14 protein-coding genes are annotated in these 18,695 nt (G+C 73.2%); 13 read left to right on the top strand and 1 reads right to left on the bottom strand.

All coding sequences use genetic code 11. The annotated features are described in order from the left end of the window. Positions 1 to 22: 22 nt before the first annotated feature. The 7 genes from ABZ396_RS10420 to cobI all read left to right on the top strand — a co-directional run bounded on the left by ABZ396_RS10420 (position 23) and on the right by cobI (position 11,139). Positions 23 to 973 (top strand): cobalamin biosynthesis protein, encoded by a 951-nt coding sequence (locus ABZ396_RS10420; protein WP_358914625.1) that lies wholly within the window; start codon positions 23 to 25, stop codon positions 971 to 973. Then, positions 970 to 2,475 carry a cobyric acid synthase gene (locus tag ABZ396_RS10415; RefSeq protein ID WP_358914623.1) on the top strand — a complete coding sequence of 502 codons (1,506 nt, stop codon included), beginning with the start codon at positions 970 to 972 and terminating at the stop codon, positions 2,473 to 2,475. Before ABZ396_RS10420 ends, ABZ396_RS10415 begins: the two co-directional genes overlap by 4 nt. Beyond that, positions 2,472 to 6,140: a cobaltochelatase subunit CobN gene (gene cobN, locus ABZ396_RS10410; RefSeq protein WP_358914621.1), complete on the top strand. Its 3,669-nt coding sequence runs from the start codon at positions 2,472 to 2,474 to the stop codon at positions 6,138 to 6,140. Before ABZ396_RS10415 ends, cobN begins: the two co-directional genes overlap by 4 nt. Positions 6,141 to 6,309: 169 nt before the next feature. Next, positions 6,310 to 8,313 (top strand): putative cobaltochelatase, encoded by a 2,004-nt coding sequence (locus ABZ396_RS10405; protein ID WP_358914620.1) that lies wholly within the window; start codon positions 6,310 to 6,312, stop codon positions 8,311 to 8,313. Beyond that, a complete protein-coding gene (gene cobO / locus ABZ396_RS10400) occupies positions 8,313 to 8,912 on the top strand; it encodes a cob(I)yrinic acid a,c-diamide adenosyltransferase (protein WP_358914619.1) in 600 nt (199 codons plus the stop codon). The genes ABZ396_RS10405 and cobO overlap by 1 nt, the downstream gene beginning before the upstream one ends. Further along, positions 8,906 to 10,408, top strand: a complete 1,503-nt coding sequence (locus ABZ396_RS10395) for a cobyrinate a,c-diamide synthase (protein ID WP_358914617.1) — start codon at positions 8,906 to 8,908, stop codon at positions 10,406 to 10,408. The genes cobO and ABZ396_RS10395 overlap by 7 nt, the downstream gene beginning before the upstream one ends. Further along, the gene (gene cobI, locus ABZ396_RS10390; protein WP_358914615.1) at positions 10,393 to 11,139 is read left to right on the top strand and encodes a precorrin-2 C(20)-methyltransferase; all 747 of its coding nucleotides are present in this window, start codon (positions 10,393 to 10,395) and stop codon (positions 11,137 to 11,139) included. The genes ABZ396_RS10395 and cobI overlap by 16 nt, the downstream gene beginning before the upstream one ends. Positions 11,140 to 11,144: 5 nt before the next feature. Here cobI and ABZ396_RS10385 read toward each other — a convergent pair whose 3' ends face one another. Continuing rightward, positions 11,145 to 12,026, bottom strand: coding sequence for a ZIP family metal transporter (locus ABZ396_RS10385; protein WP_358914613.1), 882 nt, complete (start codon positions 12,024 to 12,026; stop codon positions 11,145 to 11,147). An 84-nt stretch (positions 12,027 to 12,110) separates the two neighbouring features. On the opposite strand from ABZ396_RS10385, the gene cobM reads away from it, so the two are divergent. From cobM to cobC, 6 genes are read left to right on the top strand one after another with little or no spacing between them, the layout of a single operon-like run. Then, positions 12,111 to 12,935, top strand: coding sequence for a precorrin-4 C(11)-methyltransferase (gene cobM, locus ABZ396_RS10380; protein WP_358914612.1), 825 nt, complete (start codon positions 12,111 to 12,113; stop codon positions 12,933 to 12,935). Further along, on the top strand, positions 12,932 to 14,164 hold the full coding sequence (gene cbiE / locus ABZ396_RS10375) for a precorrin-6y C5,15-methyltransferase (decarboxylating) subunit CbiE (RefSeq protein ID WP_358914610.1): 1,233 nt from the start codon (positions 12,932 to 12,934) through the stop codon (positions 14,162 to 14,164). The genes cobM and cbiE overlap by 4 nt, the downstream gene beginning before the upstream one ends. Beyond that, positions 14,161 to 15,855 carry a precorrin-3B C(17)-methyltransferase gene (gene cobJ / locus ABZ396_RS10370; protein WP_358914608.1) on the top strand — a complete coding sequence of 565 codons (1,695 nt, stop codon included), beginning with the start codon at positions 14,161 to 14,163 and terminating at the stop codon, positions 15,853 to 15,855. The genes cbiE and cobJ overlap by 4 nt, the downstream gene beginning before the upstream one ends. Continuing rightward, positions 15,852 to 16,436 (top strand): precorrin-8X methylmutase, encoded by a 585-nt coding sequence (locus ABZ396_RS10365; RefSeq protein ID WP_358914606.1) that lies wholly within the window; start codon positions 15,852 to 15,854, stop codon positions 16,434 to 16,436. The genes cobJ and ABZ396_RS10365 overlap by 4 nt, the downstream gene beginning before the upstream one ends. Next, on the top strand, positions 16,433 to 17,359 hold the full coding sequence (locus ABZ396_RS10360) for a sirohydrochlorin chelatase (RefSeq protein ID WP_358914604.1): 927 nt from the start codon (positions 16,433 to 16,435) through the stop codon (positions 17,357 to 17,359). Before ABZ396_RS10365 ends, ABZ396_RS10360 begins: the two co-directional genes overlap by 4 nt. Next, positions 17,349 to 18,434: an Rv2231c family pyridoxal phosphate-dependent protein CobC gene (cobC, locus tag ABZ396_RS10355; RefSeq protein WP_358914603.1), complete on the top strand. Its 1,086-nt coding sequence runs from the start codon at positions 17,349 to 17,351 to the stop codon at positions 18,432 to 18,434. Before ABZ396_RS10360 ends, cobC begins: the two co-directional genes overlap by 11 nt. Positions 18,435 to 18,695 lie beyond the last annotated feature (261 nt).

The following is an 18,695-nucleotide window of genomic DNA, read 5'->3' as shown; positions in this document are numbered from 1 at the left end:
GACCCCGCGGCCGGCTGAGCCGATGGGTGCCGGTCGCGTCTTCGCGTACGGCGCCGCCGCCGGCCTTCTCGGCGATCTGCTGCTCGGCGATCCGCGCCGGGGGCATCCGGTCGCCGCGTTCGGGCGGGCGGCCGGGGCCGTCGAACAGGTGCTGTGGCGGGACCACCGCGGGTGGGGTGCCCTGCACACCGCGGTGTGCGCCGGCGGCGCCATGACTGTGGGTGCCCTGGCCCAGCGGCTCGTACGACCGTCCACCGCCGCTTCTGTCGCGCTCACCGCGATCGCCACCTGGGCCGTCGTCGGGGGCACTTCACTCGCCCGCGAGGCCGGCGCCATCGGGCGCGCCCTGGAGGCCGGCGATGTCGAGGCGGCCCGCGCCCGGTTGCCGCATCTGTGCGGGCGGGATCCGCAGTCCTTGGACGCCGACGGGATCGCCCGGGCCGTCGTCGAGTCCGTCGCCGAGAACACGAGTGACGCGGTCGTGGGTGCGCTGGTGTGGGGGGCCGTGGGCGGGGTGCCGGGGCTGCTCGGGTTCCGGGCCGTCAACACCCTGGACGCCATGGTGGGCCACAAGTCGGCCCGGTACCGGCGGTACGGGTGGGCTTCGGCGCGGCTGGACGACGTGGCGGGCTGGCCGGGGGCCCGGCTCACCGCCGTGCTGGCCGCCGTGGCCGGGGGTGACGGCCGGGGGGCCGTACGGGCCTGGCGTGCTGATGCGGCGAAGCATCCGAGTCCCAATGCCGGGCCGGTGGAGGCGTCGTTCGCGGGGGCGTTGGGGGTACGGCTCGGCGGGTCTCTGTCGTACGGCGGGCGGGTCGAGCATCGGCCTGTGCTGAACGGGGAGGGGCGTGCGGTGGAGGTCTCGGACATCGATCGTGCCGTGCGGTTGTCACGGCGGGTGGGCTGGCTGGCGTTGGTGGTCGGCGCGGCCGGGTCCCTGCTGCGGGCGTCGTTCTCGGGAAGGGCGTCATGAACGGCGGAGGTCTCCTCGTGGCCGGCACCACCTCCGACGCCGGGAAGAGTGTCGTCACCGCCGGCATTTGTCGGTGGCTGGCGCGGCAGGGGGTCAAGGTGGCGCCGTTCAAGGCCCAGAACATGTCCCTCAACTCGTTCGTCACACGCGAGGGCGCCGAGATCGGGCGGGCACAGGCCATGCAGGCGCAGGCCTGCCGGATCGAGCCGACCGCGCTCATGAACCCCGTGCTGCTCAAGCCGGGTGGCGAGCAGAGCAGTCAGGTCGTGCTGCTCGGGAAGCCGGTCGGCGAGCTGAGTGCGCGCGGGTACCACGGCGGGCGGCAGCAGAGGCTGCTCGGGACCGTGCTCGACTGTCTCGCCGAGTTGCGGGGCAAGTATGACGCGGTGATCTGTGAGGGGGCGGGCAGTCCGGCGGAGATCAATCTGCGCCGGACCGACATCGTGAACATGGGGATCGCGCGCAACGCGCGGATGCCCGTGCTCATCGTCGGTGACATCGACCGCGGGGGTGTGTTCGCCTCCTTCTTCGGCACCGTCGCCCTGCTCTCGCCGGAGGACCAGGCCCTCGTCGCCGGGTTCCTCGTCAACAAGTTCCGGGGGGATGTCTCCCTGCTGGAGCCCGGCCTCGACATGCTCCACGGGCTCACCGGGCGGCGGACGTACGGCGTCCTGCCGTTCCGGCACGGCCTCGGGATCGACGAGGAGGACGGGCTCCGCGTGCGCGGCACCGTCCGCGAGTCGAACGTAGCCCCGCCGGTCGGCGAGGACGTGCTGAGGGTCGCCGTCTGCGCGATCCCCCTGATGTCCAACTTCACGGACGTGGACGCGCTGGCCGCCGAACCGGGTGTCGTGGTGCGGTTCGTGGACCGGCCGGAGGAGCTCGCCGACGCCGATCTCGTCGTGGTCCCGGGGACCCGGGGGACGGTCCGGGCCCTGGAGTGGCTGCGGGAGCGGGGACTCGCGGACGCGCTGCGGCGCAGGGCCGCCGAACATCGGCCCGTGCTCGGCATCTGCGGTGGCTTCCAGGTCCTCGGGCAGCACATCGAGGACGAGGTCGAGAGCCGGCGCGGGCACGTGGCGGGGCTCGGAGTGCTGCCGGTACGGGTGCGGTTCGCCCGGGAGAAGACCCTCACCCGGCCCGTCGGGGAGGCCCTCGGCGAGCGGGTCGAGGGGTACGAGATCCATCACGGGGTCGCCGAAGTGACCGGAGGAGAGCCCTTCCTGGATGGCTGCCGGGTCGGGCAGACCTGGGGCACCCACTGGCACGGCTCCCTGGAGTCGGACGGTTTCCGCCGGGCCTTCCTGCGCGAGGTCGCGGCCGCCTCGGGCCGCCGCTTCGTGCCGGCCCCCGGCACCTCGTTCGCCGCGCTGCGCGAGGAGCAGCTGGACCGGCTCGGCGACCTCATCGAACAGCACGCGGACACCGACGCGCTCTGGCGGCTCATCGAGTCGGGCGCGCCGCAAGGACTGCCTTTCATCCCACCGGGAGCGCCCGCATGAGCACTGTGTTGTTGTTGTCGACCGCGGACACCGATCTGCTGGCGGCCCGGGCCGCCTCCGGTGCGGACTACCGGATCGGCAATCCGACGCGCGTCGACGTCGCCGAGGAGCTGCCCGCGCTGATCGAGGGCGCGGACATCGCCGTCGTACGGCTGCTCGGCGGCAAGCGTGCCTGGGAGGACGGGCTCGCCGCGCTCAAGGCGTCCGGTGTGCCGACCGTGCTCCTTGGCGGCGAGGCCGTGCCGGACGCCGAGTTGATGGCCGAGTCGTCGGTGCCGGCGGGTGTGGTCGCGGAGGCGCTGCGCTACCTCGTCGAGGGCGGCCCCGCGAACCTGCTGGAGCTGTCCCGGTTCCTGTCCGACACCGTGCTGCTGACCGGCGAGGGGTTCACCGAGCCGCAGAAGATGCCCGAGTTCGGGGTGCACGGCTCGTACGAGATCCAGGAAGGCCGCCCCACGGTCGGGGTGCTCTTCTACCGGGCCCACGAACTGAGCGGCAACACCGCCTTCGTGGACACCCTGTGCGACGCGATCGAGGCGCGCGGCGCCAACGCCCTTCCGGTGTACTGCGGTTCGCTGCGCGGGGCGGACGCCGGGCTGTACGAGATCCTCGCCGGGGCTGACACGCTGGTCGCCACCGTCCTGGCCGCCGGCGGCACCCACGCCTCGCAGGCCTCGGCCGGCGGTGACGAGGAGGCCTGGGACGTCGGGGCGCTCGCCGATCTTAACGTCCCCGTGCTGCAAGGCCTCTGCCTGACCTCCTCCCGGCAGGCCTGGGACGAGTCCGATGCCGCCCTCTCCCCCATGGACGCGGCGATGCAGGTCGCGATCCCGGAGTTCGACGGCCGTCTGGTCACCGTGCCGTTCTCCTTCAAGGAGCAGGGCCCGGACGACGTACCGGTGTACGTCGCCGACCCCGAGCGGGCCGGACGCGTCGCCGGAATCGCCGTACGGCACGCGCAGTTGAAGCACAAGCCGAATGCGGAGAAGCGCGTCGCGCTGGTGTTCACCGCGTACCCGACCAAGCACTCGCGGGTCGGCAACGCGGTCGGTCTGGACACCCCCGCGTCGGCGGTGCGGGTGCTGGACGCGCTCAAGGAGGCCGATTACGGCGTCAGCGAATACCCGGCCGGCGGCGACGAGTTGATCCATCGACTCATCGCGGCCGGTGGGCACGACGTCGAGTGGCTGACCGAGGAGCAGCTGGCCGCCGCGCCCGCGCGGGTGCCGCTCGCGGACTACCGGGCGTGGTTCGGGAAGCTCGACCCGGAGCTCAGGGACGCGATGACGGAGGCGTGGGGCGAGCCGCCGGGCTCCCTCTACGTCGACGGGGAGGACATCGTCCTCGCCTCCCTCCGGTTCGGGAACGTCGTCGTGATGATCCAGCCGCCGCGCGGCTTCGGCGAGAACCCGATCGCGATCTACCACGACCCGGACATGCCGCCGTCGCACCACTACATGGCCGCCTACCGGTGGTTGGAGGCTGCAACATCGGAGGGGGGCTTCGGCGCGGACGCGGTCGTGCACATGGGCAAGCACGGCACGATGGAGTGGCTGCCCGGCAAGGGACTCGGGCTGAGCGCCGGTTGTGCGCCGGACGCGGTCCTCGGTGACCTGCCGCTGATCTACCCCTTCATCGTCAACGACCCGGGCGAGGGCACCCAGGCCAAGCGGCGCGGTCACGCCACCGTGGTCGACCATCTGGTCCCGCCGATGGCCCGTGCCGACACCTACGGCGACCTGGCCAAGCTGGAGCAGCTGCTCGACGAGTACGCGCTGGTCTCCGACCTGGACCCGGCCAAGGCGCCGGCCGTGCGGGCGCAGATCTGGACCCTGGTCAAGGCGGCCGAGCTGCATCACGACCTGCATGTGGACGACCAGCCGGACGACGCCGACTTCGACGAGTTCGTCATGCACATCGACGGCTATCTGTGCGAGATCAAGGACGTGCAGATCCGCGACGGCCTGCACATTCTCGGCGGCGGGCCGGTCGGCGAGCCGCGCGTGAACCTGGTGCTGGCCGTGCTGCGTGCCTCGCAGGTGTGGGGCGGGCAGGCCAACGCGCTGCCGGGGCTCCGGGCCTCCTTGGCGGCCCATTTCGGGCTCAGCGAGAAGGAGTTGCTGGCCGAGCCCGGCGCGCCGGTGAAGGTGCCGGTGGAGCTGACGGATCTCGTGGAGGGTCCGGCGCGTACGGCCGCCGACGCGATCGACCTGCTGGAGCAGCTGTGCCGACGGGTCGCGGAGGGCATGGAGCAGCGGGACTGGACCGTCACCGAGAGCCGCCCGCTGGTACGGGAGGTTCTCGGCACCGAAATCCCGGACGCCGTCGCGGTGCTGGAGTTCGCCTGCGACGAGGTCGTACCCCGGCTGGCGCGCACCACGGACGAGATCGGCCACATCGTCAAGGCACTTGACGGCGGTTACGTTCCCGCTGGTCCCTCCGGTTCGCCGACGCGCGGGCTGGTCAACGTGCTCCCGACCGGCCGGAACTTCTACTCGGTCGACCCCAAGACCATTCCGTCCCGGCTGAGTTGGGAGGTCGGCCAGTCGCTCGCGGACTCGCTCGTGCAGCGGTACCTCCAGGACACCGGCGAGTACCCGAAGTCCGTCGGGCTGACGGTATGGGGCACCTCCGCGATGCGCACCCAGGGCGACGACATCGCCGAGATCCTGGCGCTGCTGGGCTGCCGTCCGGTGTGGGACGAGGCGTCGCGGCGCGTGACCGGCTTCGAGGTGGTTCCCCTCGACGAACTGGGCCGGCCGCGCATCGACGTCACGGTCCGCATCTCCGGGTTCTTCCGGGACGCGTTCCCGCACGTGGTCGGGCTGCTCGACGACGCCGTGCGCGAGGTCGCCGAGCTGGACGAACCCGCCACGCGGAACTACGTGAAGGCGCACGCCGACGAGGACACCGCCGAGCACGGTGACCGGCGGCGCGCCACCGCCCGTATCTTCGGCTCCAAGCCCGGCGCGTACGGCGCGGGCCTGCTGCCGCTGATCGACGCGCGCAACTGGCGCTCCGACGCGGACCTCGCCGAGGTGTACGCGGTCTGGGGCGGTTACGCCTACGGGCGCGGGCTCGACGGGCGGGCTGCACGGGGGGACATGGAGACCGCGTTCAAGCGGATCGCCGTCGCCGCGAAGAACGTGGACACCCGCGAGCACGATCTCGTCGACGCCGACGACTACTTTCAGTACCACGGCGGCATGGTCGCGATGGTGCGCCATCTGACCGGCGCCAACCCCGAGGCGTACGTGGGTGATTCGGCGACGCCCGACCAGGTGCGGACCCGTACCCTCGGCGAGGAGACCCACCGCGTCTTCCGGGCCCGGGTGGTCAATCCGCGCTGGATGGCGGCCATGCGCCGGCACGGGTACAAGGGCGCCTTCGAGATGGCGGCGACCGTCGACTACCTCTTCGGGTACGACGCCACGGCCAGGGTCGTGGACGACTGGATGTACGAGAAGCTCGCGTCCGAGTATGTGTTCTCGCCGGAGAACCAGGAGTTCATGCGAAGGTCCAACCCGTGGGCGCTGAGGGGCATTTCCGAGCGCCTGCTGGAAGCGGCGGACCGCGGCCTTTGGGCGGAGCCGGACCAAGAGACCTTGGACCGGCTCCGGGCGACCTACCTCGAACTTGAGGGAGACCTGGAGGGAGACGCGTGAGCACCTCCAGGAACCCCGCGCCGGCGGGGAGCACTGCATGGACGAGAACCGCAGAGCGGACTACGTCGGAACACCCCCGCGACCGCAGGGAGCAGACCTTGACCTTGACACCCCCGCATTCTGCGCCCCTACCGATCTCCCATGGCTCACCCGAAGGAGTGATCGCAGCGTGAGCACCCCGTTCCCTTTCAGCGCCGTCGTAGGTCAGGACGACCTGCGGCTGGCGCTGCTGCTGAACGCCGTGTCACCGGCGGTCGGCGGAGTGCTGGTGCGCGGCGAGAAGGGCACCGCGAAGAGCACCGCCGTGCGTGCCCTGTCGGTGCTGCTGCCGGCCGTGGACGTCGTCGCCGGCTGCCGTTTCTCCTGCGACCCGGCCGCCCCGGACCCGGCCTGCCCGGACGGGCCGCACGAGCCGGGTGCCTTCGAGTCCCGCCCGGCGCGCATGGTCGAACTGCCGGTGGGCGCCTCCGAGGACCGGCTGGTCGGCGCCCTCGACATAGAACGGGCCCTGGCGGAGGGCGTGAAGGCCTTCGAGCCGGGCCTGCTGGCCGATGCGCACCGGGGCATCCTCTACGTCGACGAGGTCAATCTCCTCCACGACCACCTGGTCGATCTGCTGCTGGACGCGGCCGCGATGGGCGCCTCGTACGTGGAGCGCGAGGGTGTCTCCGTACGGCACGCGGCGAAGTTCCTGCTGGTCGGCACCATGAACCCCGAAGAGGGCGAGCTGCGGCCGCAGTTGCTGGACCGGTTCGGTCTGACGGTGGAGGTGGCCGCCTCGCGCGAGCCCGACCAGCGGGTGGAGGTCGTACGCCGGCGGCTCGCCTACGACGACGATCCGGCGGGTTTCGCGGCGCGCTGGGCCGACGAGGAGGCCGCCGTACGGCAACGGATCGTGGCGGCGCGGGCGTTGCTGCGGTCGGTGCGGCTGGGCGACGGGGCGCTGCGGCAGATCGCGGCGACCTGTGCGGCCTTCGAGGTCGACGGGATGCGCGCCGACATCGTGATGGCGCGGACGGCGACCGCGCTGGCCGCGTGGGCCGGGCGGACGGACGTGCTCGCGGAGGACGTCCGGCAGGCTGCGCTGCTCGCGCTGCCGCACCGCAGGCGCCGCAACCCCTTTGACGCGCCGGGACTCGACGAGGACAAGCTGGACCAGACGCTGGAGGAGTTCTCCGGGGAGTCCGGCGAGTCCGGCGACGACGATCCCTATCCGGACGGCCCCGGCGGGGGCGGCGGCCGGCCGGCACCCGACGACGACGGCCCCCAGGGCGGCGACACGGGTGCGCGGCCCGAGGCCGGGAAGGGCGGCGAACCGCAGGCCTCCGGTGGCGGCTCGGGCGAGCAGCCCCCGACGCGGGCCGCCGAGCCCTTCCGCACCAAGGTGCTGACCGTGCCGGGGATCGGTGCGGGCGCGGCCGGGCGGCGCTCCCGTGCGCGGACCGAGCACGGGCGTACGACGGGCGCGCGGCGGCCGCGGGGTGCCCTGACCAAGCTGCACCTGGCGGCGACCGTGCAGGCCGCCGCCCCGCACCAGCGGGCACGCGGGCGGTCCGGGCCGGGGCTGGTCGTCCGCCGGGACGATCTGCGGCAGGCGACCCGGGAGGGCCGCGAGGGGAACCTCGTGCTGTTCGTGGTCGACGCGTCCGGGTCGATGGCGGCCCGGCAGCGGATGAGCGCCGTGAAGGGGGCCGTGCTGTCGCTGCTGCTCGATGCGTACCAGCGGCGGGACAAGGTGGGACTGGTGACGTTCCGGGGGGCGGCGGCCGATGTGGCGCTGCCGCCGACGTCGTCCGTGGACGCGGCCGCGGCCCGCCTTGAGTCGCTGCCGACCGGGGGTCGTACGCCCCTCGCCGCCGGGCTGCTCAAGGCGCATGACGTGCTGCGGGTGGAGCGGTTGCGGGATCCGGCGCGGCGGGCGCTGGTGGTCCTGGTGACGGACGGGCGCGCGACCGGTGGGCCGGAACCGGTCGCCCTCGCCGGGCGGGCGGCCCGGCTGTTCGCGGCCGACGGGATCGCCTCGGTGGTCGTGGACTGCGAGTCGGGGCCGGTGCGGCTGGGGCTCGCCGGGCAGCTCGCCGGTGAGCTGGGCGGTACGGGGGTGACGCTCGACGAGTTGCGGGCGGACTCGATCGCCGGGCTGGTGAAGGACGTGCAGAGGAGGGCCGCGTAATGCCGCAGGGGCAGCCGAGTGTCGTGCCGGACGACGGACTGACGACTCGTCAGCGCCGTAACCGGCCTCTTGTCGTCGTGCACACCGGGGTCGGCAAGGGCAAGTCCACCGCCGCGTTCGGGCTCGCGCTGCGCGCCTGGAACCAGGGGTGGCCCGTCGGGGTGTTCCAGTTCGTCAAGTCGGCGAAGTGGAAGGTCGGCGAGGAGCGGGCGCTGCGCGTCCTCGGGGACTCCGGGGAGGGCGGGACCGTCGCCTGGCACAAGATGGGCGAGGGCTGGTCCTGGGTGCAGCGGGATGCCCAGATGGACAATGAGGAGAAGGCCCGGGAGGGCTGGGAGCAGGTCAAGCGGGACCTGGCGGCCGAGACGTACCGGCTGTACGTGCTCGACGAGTTCGCGTACCCCATGCACTGGGGGTGGGTGGACACCGACGAGGTCGTCGAGGTGCTGCGGAACCGGCCCGGGACCCAGCATGTTGTGATCACCGGGCGGAACGCGCCCGGGAAGCTGGTGGACTTCGCCGACCTCGTCACCGACATGTCCAAGGTCAAGCATCCGATGGACGTGGGGCAGAAGGGGCAGAGGGGCATCGAGTGGTGACTTCTTCCGTCCCTCGGCTGGTCGTCGCCGCGCCGTCGTCCGGCAGCGGCAAGACCACCGTCGCCACGGGGCTGATGGGCGCGTTCGCCGCGCGGGGGCTCGCCGTGTCCTCGCACAAGGTCGGGCCGGACTACATCGACCCCGGCTACCACGCGCTCGCGACCGGGCGGGTGGGACGGAACCTCGACGCGTATCTGTGCGGGCCGGAGCTGATCGGGCCGCTGTTCGCGCACGGTGCGCGGGGCTGCGACATTGCCGTGGTCGAGGGCGTGATGGGGCTGTACGACGGGGCCGCCGGGGAAGGTGAACTGGCGTCCACCGCCCATGTCGCGAAGCTGCTGCGGGCGCCGGTGGTGCTGGTCGTGGACGCGTCGTCGCAGTCGCGGTCGGTGGCGGCGCTGGTGCACGGGTTCGCGTCCTGGGATCCGGGGGTGCGGGTCGGGGGCGTGATCCTGAACAAGGTGGCGTCGGACCGGCACGAGGAACTGCTGCGGGAGGCGCTGGAGGCTTCCGGGGTGCCGGTGTTCGGGGCGCTGCGCCGGGTGGCTCAGGTGGATACGCCGTCTCGGCATCTGGGGTTGGTGCCGGTCGCCGAGCGGCGGGCCGAGGCGGTGGACGCGGTGGCGGCGATGGCGGCGCAGGTGGAGCGGGGGTGTGATCTGGAGGGGCTGCTGGGGTTGGCGGGGAGTGCGGGGCCGGTGGAGGATGCGGCTTGGGATGCGGGTGCGGCCTTGGTTTCCTCGCCCCCGCCGCCCCTGCCCGTCCCGTCCTCCAGGGGCTCTGCCCCTTCGACCCCGCCTCCGGGGGCTGCCGCCCCCGGACCCCCGCTTCGGCCTGAAGGGCCGCGTCCTCAAACTCCCCCAGAGGGGGTACCCCCAGACGGGCTGAGTGGCAGGCCTGTCGTTGCGATCGCCTCCGGGGCCGCCTTCACCTTCTGCTACGCCGAGCACACCGAACTGCTCGTTGCCGCCGGGGCCGAAGTCGTGCCCTTCGACCCGCTGCGGGACGAACAACTGCCCGACGGGACACGTGGGTTGGTCATCGGCGGAGGTTTCCCCGAGGTCTACGCCTCCGAGCTGTCCGCCAACGAGCCTCTGCGGAAAGCCGTCACCGCCCTCGCAGAGAGCAGTGCTCCGGTCGCCGCCGAGTGTGCCGGGCTGCTCTACCTGTGCCGGGAGCTGGACGGGCTTGCGATGTGCGGCGTGCTGGATGTCCGTGCGCGGATGACCGAGCGGCTGACTCTCGGCTACCGGGACGCCGTCGCCGTGAGCGACAGTGTGCTGGCCGTCACCGGGACGCGGATGCGGGGGCATGAGTTTCACCGGACCGCGGTCGAGCCGGGGGCCGGCGCGGCGCCCGCGTGGGGTGTGCGTGCCGCCCGGCCGCGTGTCGAGGGTTTTGTACAGCGGGGTGTGCACGCGAGTTATCTGCACACGCACTGGGCGTCCGAGCCCGGTGTGGCCCGAATGTTCGTGGAGAGGTGCCGGACGTCATGAGCAGCAGCAGGTTGATCGGAGTCGGGGTGGGGCCCGGTGATCCCGAGCTGGTGACCGTCAAGGGGGTCAACGCTCTGCGCGCGGCCGATGTCGTCGTGGTGCCGGTGATGGACACCGGGGAGCGGGGGCGGGCCGAGGCGACCGTGCTGCACTACGTCGGCACGGAGAAGGTCGTCCGGGTCGTGTTCGCGCTGAACGAGCGCAGTGACCGGGGGCGGCGGGCGGCCGCCTGGGACGCGGCGGGCACCAAGGTCGCGGAGTTGCTGCGTGGGCATGGGGTGGTCGCATTTGCCACCATCGGGGATCCAAACGTCTATTCGACGTTCACCTATCTCGCGCAGACCATCGCCGGGCTGCTGCCGGACGTGGTCGTGGAGACCGTGCCTGGTATCACCGCCATGCAGGACCTCGCCGCCCGCTCCGGGGCCGTGCTCACCGAGGGGACCGAGCCGCTGACCCTGGTTCCGGTGACGGCGGGTGCCGAGGTGCTGAAGGACGCGCTGAGCGGGCCGGGGACGGTCGTGGCGTACAAGTTCGGGCGCCAGGCCGGTGCCGTCGCCGAGGCGCTGCGGGAGACCGGGCGGGTCGAGGACGCCGTGTGGGGGTCGGCACTGGGCCTGGACGAGGAGTCCATCCGGCCCGCCGCCGAACTCGACGGCGCCCCGCTGCCGTACCTCTCCACGCTCATCGCGCCCCCGCGCCGGGACGGTGGCAGAGGCGGGAAGCTGTGATGGCGTCAACCCGAGATGCCCACCACCAGCCAGATGAAGGCCGCGCCGGCCACAGTGCACAGCAGGGTCGAGCGGGCCGGGTGTTCGTGGTGGGCCTCGGGGAGGATCTCGGCGGCGGCCAGGTAGAGCAGGACGCCGCCGAAGAGGCCGAGATAGCCGCCGAGCACGGTCTCCGGAATGGTGAAGAAGGCAGTGGACAGGGCGCCGAGGACGGGCGCGCAGGCGTCGGCGACCAGCATCCCTGTCGCCCGGCGGCGCGCGTTGCCGTACAGGCTCGTGATGGTGAACGTGTTGAAGCCGTCCGCGAAGTCGTGCGCGATCACGGCCAGCGCGACCGCCGCACCCATGCCGCCGCCCACCTGGAAGGCCGCGCCGATCGCCACGCCGTCCATCGCGCTGTGGCCGACCATCGCGCCGGCCGTCGTCAGTCCCACCTCGGGCGCCCGGTGCTCGTGGAGCCGCAGGGGCGCGCCGGTGTCGAGCGGGCACGGGGGCCCCTCCGCGCGAGCGCCTTCGAGCGTGGGAGCGCGCGAAGGCCCGGAGGGCTGAGCACGGTCGGCCGTTCGACACGGGCTGAGGCGCCCCGTAGGCGGAGCAATGCAGCGGTGCTCGTCGCCGCCGTGCGCGGCCTGGCGCAGGGCCAGTGTGCGTTCCACCAGATGGGCCAGCAGGAAGCCGGCCACGAACAGCAGCAGGGCGGCCGGTACGCCGAAGATCTCCCGGCCGGCCGCGTGCAGCGCCTCCGGCAGCAGGTCGAGGCCGACCACCCCGAGCATCAGGCCGCCGGCCAGGCCAAGAACCAGATGGCGACGGTCGGTCACGCGCTGCGCCGTCCAGCCGCCGGCCAGCGTCATCAGGAACGCGCAGAGCGCGACGAAGACCGCCATGTGCCCTTGCTATCCGATCGACCCGGCCCAGCGCACATCCAGCAGCACCCGTAACACCCTTTGTCCAGAGAGGACCGATATCCCATGGCCGATGCCGCTGCCCCCACCGGCAAGGTGACCTTCGTCGGTGCCGGCCCCGGCGCCGCCGACCTGCTGACGTTCCGGGCCGCGCGCGCGATCGCCGAGGCCGATGTCGTGATCTGGGCCGCGAGCCTGGTCCAGGCGGAGGTCCTCCAGCACGCGCGCGAGGACGCGGAGATCCTCGACTCGGCCACGATGTCCCTGGAGGACGTCGTCGCCGTGTACGAGCGGGCGCGGGCGGAGGGGCTGCGGGTCGCCCGTATCCACTCCGGCGATCCGGCCCTGTGGGGCGGTACGCAGGAGCAGGTCGACCGGTGTGCCGGGATCGGCGTCGAGGTCGAGATCGTGCCGGGCGTGTCCTCCTTCTCGGCCGTCGCCGCGCTCGCCCAGCGCGAGCTGACCATTCCCGAGGTCGCCCAGTCCGTCGTGCTCACCCGGCTGGGCGGCGGCAAGACGCCGATGCCGCCGGGTGAGGAGGTACGGGAGTTCGCCCGGCATGGCACCACCATGGCGATCTTCCTGTCCGCCGCGCGCAGCGGGCAGTTGGTGCGGGAGCTGCTGGAGGGCGGCTATCCGACGTCCACGCCGGTCGTCGTCGCCTACCAGGCGACCTGGCCGGAGGAGCTGGTCGTCAAGTGCACGATCGGCACGCTGGAGGAGACGGTCAAGGAGCACAAGCTCTGGAAGCACACCCTCTTCCTGGTCGGTCCCGCCCTGGACGCCCACGGCACCCGCTCGCACCTCTATCACCCCGGCCACTTCCATGGCTTCCGCAAGGCCGACCCGGAGGCCCGGCGGGCCCTGCGTGAGCGGGGGGCGAGTACGTGATCACGGTCTTCGGTACGGGGACGGGGGCGCCGCTGCCGCCGGAGGCGCTGGCCGGGGCCGAGCTGGTGGTCGGCGGGCGGCGGCACCTGGACGCCGTACGGCTGCCGGAGACCGCCGAACGGATCGTCCTCGGGCCGCTGGCACCCGCGCTCGACGCCATCGAGGAGTACGTCGGCAAGGACCGGTCCGTGGTCGTGCTGGCCTCGGGCGACCCCGGGTTCTTCGGGATCGTGCGGGCGCTGGCCGAGCGGTTCGGGTCGGAGCGGCTGGAGGTGCGGGCCGGGGTGTCGTCCGTCGCCGCCGCGTTCGCGCGGATCGGGTTGCCGTGGGACGACGCGGTGGTGGTGAGCGCGCACGGGCGGGAGCCGCGTACGGCGGTCCAGGTGTGCCGGGCGCGTCCGAAGGTGGCGGTGCTGACGGGGCCGGGGGCGGGCCCGGCCGAGCTGGGGGCTGCCCTGCCGGTGGACCGGCGGCTCGTCGTGGCGAGCGCGCTCGGTGATCCGGATCGGGAGCGCGTGGAGTGGGTCACGCCCGCCGAGGCCGCCGGCCGGGACTGGGGAGCGGACGTCAGTGTGGTGCTGTGTCTGGACGAGGCTCGGGCCCTCGGTGCGGTGCGTACCGTCGCCGGGGCGCCTGCCGGGCCTACCCGATGGGCGCTGGACGAGCGGGAGTTCACGCACCGCGACTCGATGATCACCAAGTTCGAGGTACGGGCGCTGGCGCTGGCCCGGCTCGGGCCGCACCTCGGCGACCTGGTCTGGGACGTCGGCGCGGGTTCCGGGTCCGTGGCGGTGGAGTGTGCGCGCCTCGGGGCGGCCGTCGTCGCCGTGGAGAAGACGGCGGACGGGGTCGAGCGGATCGCCGCCAACGCGCGGGCGCACGGCGTGTACGTGGACGTGGTGAACGGTACGGCGCCGGATGCCCTGGCCCAACTGCCCGATCCCGACGCCGTGTTCATCGGCGGCGGGGGCCGTGAACTGCCCGCCGTCGTCAGCGCCTGCGCGCTGCGTGCCCGGCGGACGGTGGTGATCGCGCTGGCCGCCCTGGACCGGGTACCGGCGGCGCGCGAGGCGCTGACCGGTGCCGGGTTCTCCTGCGACGGGGTGCTGTTGCAGTCGTCGCGTCTCGCGCCGCTGCCGGGGGACGTGACCCGGCTGGCGGCGGCCAATCCGGTGTTCCTGCTGTGGGGGACCAGAATCCCCGTTTCCGAAGAAGGAGTTGCTCTGTGATCGGCCTCATTTCCGCCACCGCGGCGGGGGCGGCGGCGCGCGACCGGCTGGCCGCGGCGTGGCCGGACCGCACGCGGGTGTACGACGGTCCGGTCGGGGACGCCGTGCGGTCCGCGTTCGCGGAGTGCGGGCAACTGGTGTGTTTCCTGGCCACGGGTGCGGTGGTACGGCTGATCGCCCCGCTGCTGGGCGAGAAGTCGGCCGACCCGGGGGTGGTGTGCGTCGACGAGGGTGGGCGGTTCGCCGTGTCCCTGGTCGGCGGGCACGCGGGCGGCGCGAACGAACTCGCCCGGGAGGTGGGCGAGGTGCTGGCCGCGCAGCCGGTGGTGACCACCGCGACGGACTCCGTCGGACTGCCCGGCCTCGACACCCTCGGCTTCCCCGTCGAGGGCTCGGTGGCGGCCGTGTCGAGGGCGCTGCTGGACGGTGAACCGGTCGCCCTGCTGGCCGAGTTGACGTGGCCACTGCCGCCACTGCCGCTCACCGAGGAGGGGGTGTACGCGGTCCGGCTGACCGACCGCGCGGTCGAACCCGCCGAGCACGAAGTGCTGTTGCGCCCGCCGTCCCTCGTCGTCGGTGTCGGCGCCTCCAAGGGTGCTCCCGTCGACGAGGTGCTCACGCTCGTCGAGGGGGCCATGCGGGACGCGGGACTCTCTCCTCGTAGCATCGCCGAACTGGCCACCGTCGACGCCAAGGCCGAGGAGCCCGGCATCGTCGAGGCGGCCGCACGGCTCGGGGTCCCGCTGGTGACGTACTCCGCTGAGAAGCTGGCCGGTGTGGAGGTGCCCAACCCGTCCGACGCGCCCCTGGCCGCCGTCGGCACCCCGTCCGTCGCGGAAGCCGCCGCTCTTGTGCGCGGGGGCGAACTCCTCGTCCCCAAGCGTAAGTCGAGTGCGCGGGCCGCCATGGCGACCTGTGCCGTCGTACGACGTGCCGCGCGCGGCCGGCTCGCGGTCGTCGGGCTCGGACCCGGCGCCCGCGATCTGCTCACACCGCGGGCCAAGACCGAACTCCGGCGCGCCTCCGTGCTCGTCGGGCTCGACCAGTACGTGGACCAGATCCGCGACCTGCTGCGGCCCGGTACTCGCATCCTCGAGTCCGGGCTCGGGGCCGAGGAGGAGCGGGCGCGGACGGCGGTGGCCGAGGCGCGGGCCGGGCATGCAGTGGCACTGATCGGCAGCGGGGACGCCGGTGTGTACGCGATGGCCTCCCCCGCGCTCGCCGAGGCCTCCGACGACATCGATGTGATCGGCGTTCCGGGTGTCACCGCGGCGCTCGCCGCCGGGGCGATCCTGGGTGCGCCGCTCGGCCACGACCATGTCTCGATCAGCCTGTCCGACCTGCACACACCGTGGGAGGTCATCGAGCGCCGGGTGCGGGCCGCCGCCGCCGCGGACATCGTGGTGACCTTCTACAACCCGCGCTCCCGGGGCCGTGACTGGCAGCTGCCGAAGGCGCTCACGATCCTCGCCGAGCACCGTGAGCCGACGACGCCGGTCGGTGTCGTACGCAACGCCTCGCGCCCCGACGAGTCGAGCCGTGTGACCACCCTGGGCTCGCTGGACCCGGCGTGGGTCGACATGATGACCGTCGTGACCGTGGGCAACACGGCGACCCGGAACATCGCCGGGCGTATGGTCACCCCGCGCGGTTACCGCTGGCAGGAGAGCGCTCCGGAGGAGGACAGGTGAACCGGGTCGTCCACCCCATCGAGCAGGAGTCGTTCCGGCGGCTGCGCGCCCGCCTCGGCACCTCGCACTTCCCGCCGCTGACCCGTGCCGTCGTGGAGCGGGTCGTCCACTCCGCCGCCGACCTGGAGTACGCGGCCGACCTGGTGACCGACGAGGGCGATCTGGTGAGGGCGCATGCGGCGCTGCACGCCGGGGCGCCGGTCGTCGTGGACGTGGAGATGGTCGCCGCCGGGATCACCCGCCGGCAGACCGTGTGCCGGCTGAAGGACGCCAAGTCCGGTGCTGGGCTGACCCGTTCGGCGCACGCCGTCCGGCTCGCCCACGAGGAGGTAGGGCCCGGCGCCCTGTGGGTGATCGGCTGTGCACCGACCGCCCTGGAGGAGTTGCTGACGCTGGACGCCTCCCCCGCGCTCGTCATCGGTCTGCCCGTCGGTTTCGTCGGCGCGGCCGAGTCCAAGGCCGCGTTGCGCGCGAGCGGGCTGCCCGCCGTGAGCAACGTGTCCGAGAAGGGCGGCTCGGCGGTCGCCGCCGCCGCGCTCAACGCCCTGCTGTACCACCCCACTTCCGAGGAGACCCTGTGACCACCCCGCCCGCCCTGCTCATCGCCGGCCATGGCACCCGGGACGACGCCGGAGCCGAGGCGTTCCGTGACTTCGTACGGGAGCTGGGGCGCCGCCACCCCGAACTGCCCGTCGCCGGCGGCTTCATCGAGCTGTCCCCGCCCCCGCTGGGCGAGGCGGTGACCGAGCTGGTGGAACGGGGAGTACGGCGCTTCGCCGCCGTACCGCTGATGCTGGTCTCCGCCGGGCACGCCAAGGGCGACATCCCGGCCGCGCTGGCGCGGGAGAAGGAGCGGCACCCGGGGATCTCGTACACGTACGGGCGTCCGCTGGGCCCGCACCCCTCGCTGCTGGCCGTCCTGGAGCGGCGCGTGGACGAGGCGCTGGGCGCCGGCGAGGCGCGCGCCCCGATGGACCGGGCGGACGTGACCGTGCTGCTGGTGGGCCGGGGTTCGACGGACCCCGACGCCAACGCCGAGGTGCACAAGGCGGCGCGGCTGCTGTGGGAGGGGCGCGGATACGCCGGTGTGGAGACGGCGTTCGTGTCGCTGGCGGCGCCGGACGTGCCGGGCGGACTGGACCGGTGTCTGAAACTGGGGGCGCGCCGCATCGTGGTACTCCCGTACTTCCTGTTCACCGGGATCCTGCCGGAACGGGTACGGCAGCAGACCGAGGGCTGGGCGGCCGCGCACCCCGAGGTCGGGGTGGGCTCGGCGGACGTCATCGGGCCCGAGCCGGAGCTGCTCGACCTGGTGATGGAGCGGTACCGGGAGGCGGCCGCGGACGAGGTGCGGATGAACTGCGACTCGTGTGTGTACCGGATCGCGCTGCCCGGTTTCGAGGACAAGGTGGGGCTGCCGCAGCAGCCCCACTTCCACCCCGACGACGACGGCCACCACCATGGTCACCCCCACCATCACGGCGGACACGCGCATGCGCACTGACGACGGTTCCGGGGACTCCGGAGGCCGCCACGATCTGCGGCACCACGGCGACGCCGAGGTCCGTGACGACGGTTCCGCGCTGGTCGACCTCGCGGTCAATGTGCGGGCCGGCACTCCCCCGGCCTGGCTGCGGGAGCGGATCGCCGGGTCGCTGGGCGGTCTCGCGGCCTATCCCGACGGGCGGGCGGCGCGGGCGGCGGTCGCGGCGCGGCACGGGCTGCCGGTGGAGCAGGTGCTGCTGACGGCGGGCGCGGCGGAGGCGTTCGTGCTGCTGGCGCGTGCGCTGAAGGTGCGCCGGCCGGTGGTGGTGCACCCGCAGTTCACCGAGCCGGAGGCGGCGCTGCGGGACGCCGGGCACACCGTCGACCGGGTGCTGCTGGCGGAGTCGGACGGGTTCCGGCTCGATCCGGCGGCCGTTCCGGCGGACGCCGACCTGGTGGTGATCGGCAATCCCACCAACCCGACGTCGGTGCTGCATCCCGCCGATGCCATCGCCGGGCTCGCCCGGCACGGGCGGACGCTGGTGGTCGACGAGGCGTTCATGGACGCGGTGCCGGGTGAGCGGAAGGCGCTGGCCGGGCGGACCGATGTGCCGGGGCTGGTGGTGCTGCGCAGTCTGACGAAGACGTGGGGGCTGGCCGGGCTGCGGGTCGGCTATGTGCTGGCCGCACCGGAGATCATCGCCGAGTTGGCGCGGGCTCAGTCGTTGTGGCCGGTGTCGGCGCCGGCGCTGGTGGCGGCCGAGGCGTGTGTGGCGCCGCGCGCGCTGGCGGAGGCGGCGCACGCGGCGCACCGGGGAGCGGCCGACCGGGCCCATCTGGTGGCGGGGCTTGAGGAGTTCGCGCCGGAGGGGGTGCGGGTGGTGGGGCCCGCGGAGGGGCCGTTCGTGCTGGTACGGATGCCGGGGGCCGCCGCCGTGCGCCGGCATCTGCGCGTGCTGGGGTATGCGGTGCGGCGGGGGGACACGTTTCCCGGGCTGGATGAGGAGTGGGTGCGGATCGCTGTGCGGGATCGGGTGACGGTGAACGGGTTTCTGCAGGCGCTTGATCAGGCACTGACGTTGATACGCGGCTGACGGGAGCGGGAACCGCGTGCCGTTGCCGGGTGCCGGTCGTCGGTGGCTGATCGCGCCCGCGGGGCGGTAGCCGCACATCGACTACCGCCCCGCGCCCCAGGGCCTGTTGCGAAAGTCCCGTCGTCCGCCCGGAGGGCGGGCCCCCGCGGCGTCCGGTGCGTGCTCTGGGGGTCCCCCCGGCCGGAGGCTGGGGGAGTGCCGGGTGCAGCCCTCGTACTGGACGTACTTGGGTTTGTGCCCGGTGCGGCGAGAGTGCGTGCC

This window comes from Streptomyces sp. NPDC005866 (genome assembly GCF_040629895.1).
Lineage (GTDB): Bacteria > Actinomycetota > Actinomycetes > Streptomycetales > Streptomycetaceae > Streptomyces.
The sequence above is the reverse complement of the archived record's forward strand: the minus strand, read 5'-3'. Positions and strand labels throughout refer to the sequence as shown.

What these genes read in the sequence shown, in the direction of transcription:
- cobO (WP_358914619.1), top strand. Translation starts at nt 8,313, where the DNA reads ATGCCGCAGGGGCAGCCGAGTGTCGTGCCGGACGACGGACTGACGACT.
- ABZ396_RS10420 (WP_358914625.1), top strand. Translation starts at nt 23, where the DNA reads ATGGGTGCCGGTCGCGTCTTCGCGTACGGCGCCGCCGCCGGCCTTCTC.
- ABZ396_RS10415 (WP_358914623.1), top strand. Translation starts at nt 970, where the DNA reads ATGAACGGCGGAGGTCTCCTCGTGGCCGGCACCACCTCCGACGCCGGG.
- cobN (WP_358914621.1), top strand. Translation starts at nt 2,472, where the DNA reads ATGAGCACTGTGTTGTTGTTGTCGACCGCGGACACCGATCTGCTGGCG.
- cobM (WP_358914612.1), top strand. Translation starts at nt 12,111, where the DNA reads ATGGCCGATGCCGCTGCCCCCACCGGCAAGGTGACCTTCGTCGGTGCC.
- cobC (WP_358914603.1), top strand. Translation starts at nt 17,349, where the DNA reads ATGCGCACTGACGACGGTTCCGGGGACTCCGGAGGCCGCCACGATCTG.
- ABZ396_RS10385 (WP_358914613.1), bottom strand. Translation starts at nt 12,026, where the DNA reads ATGGCGGTCTTCGTCGCGCTCTGCGCGTTCCTGATGACGCTGGCCGGC.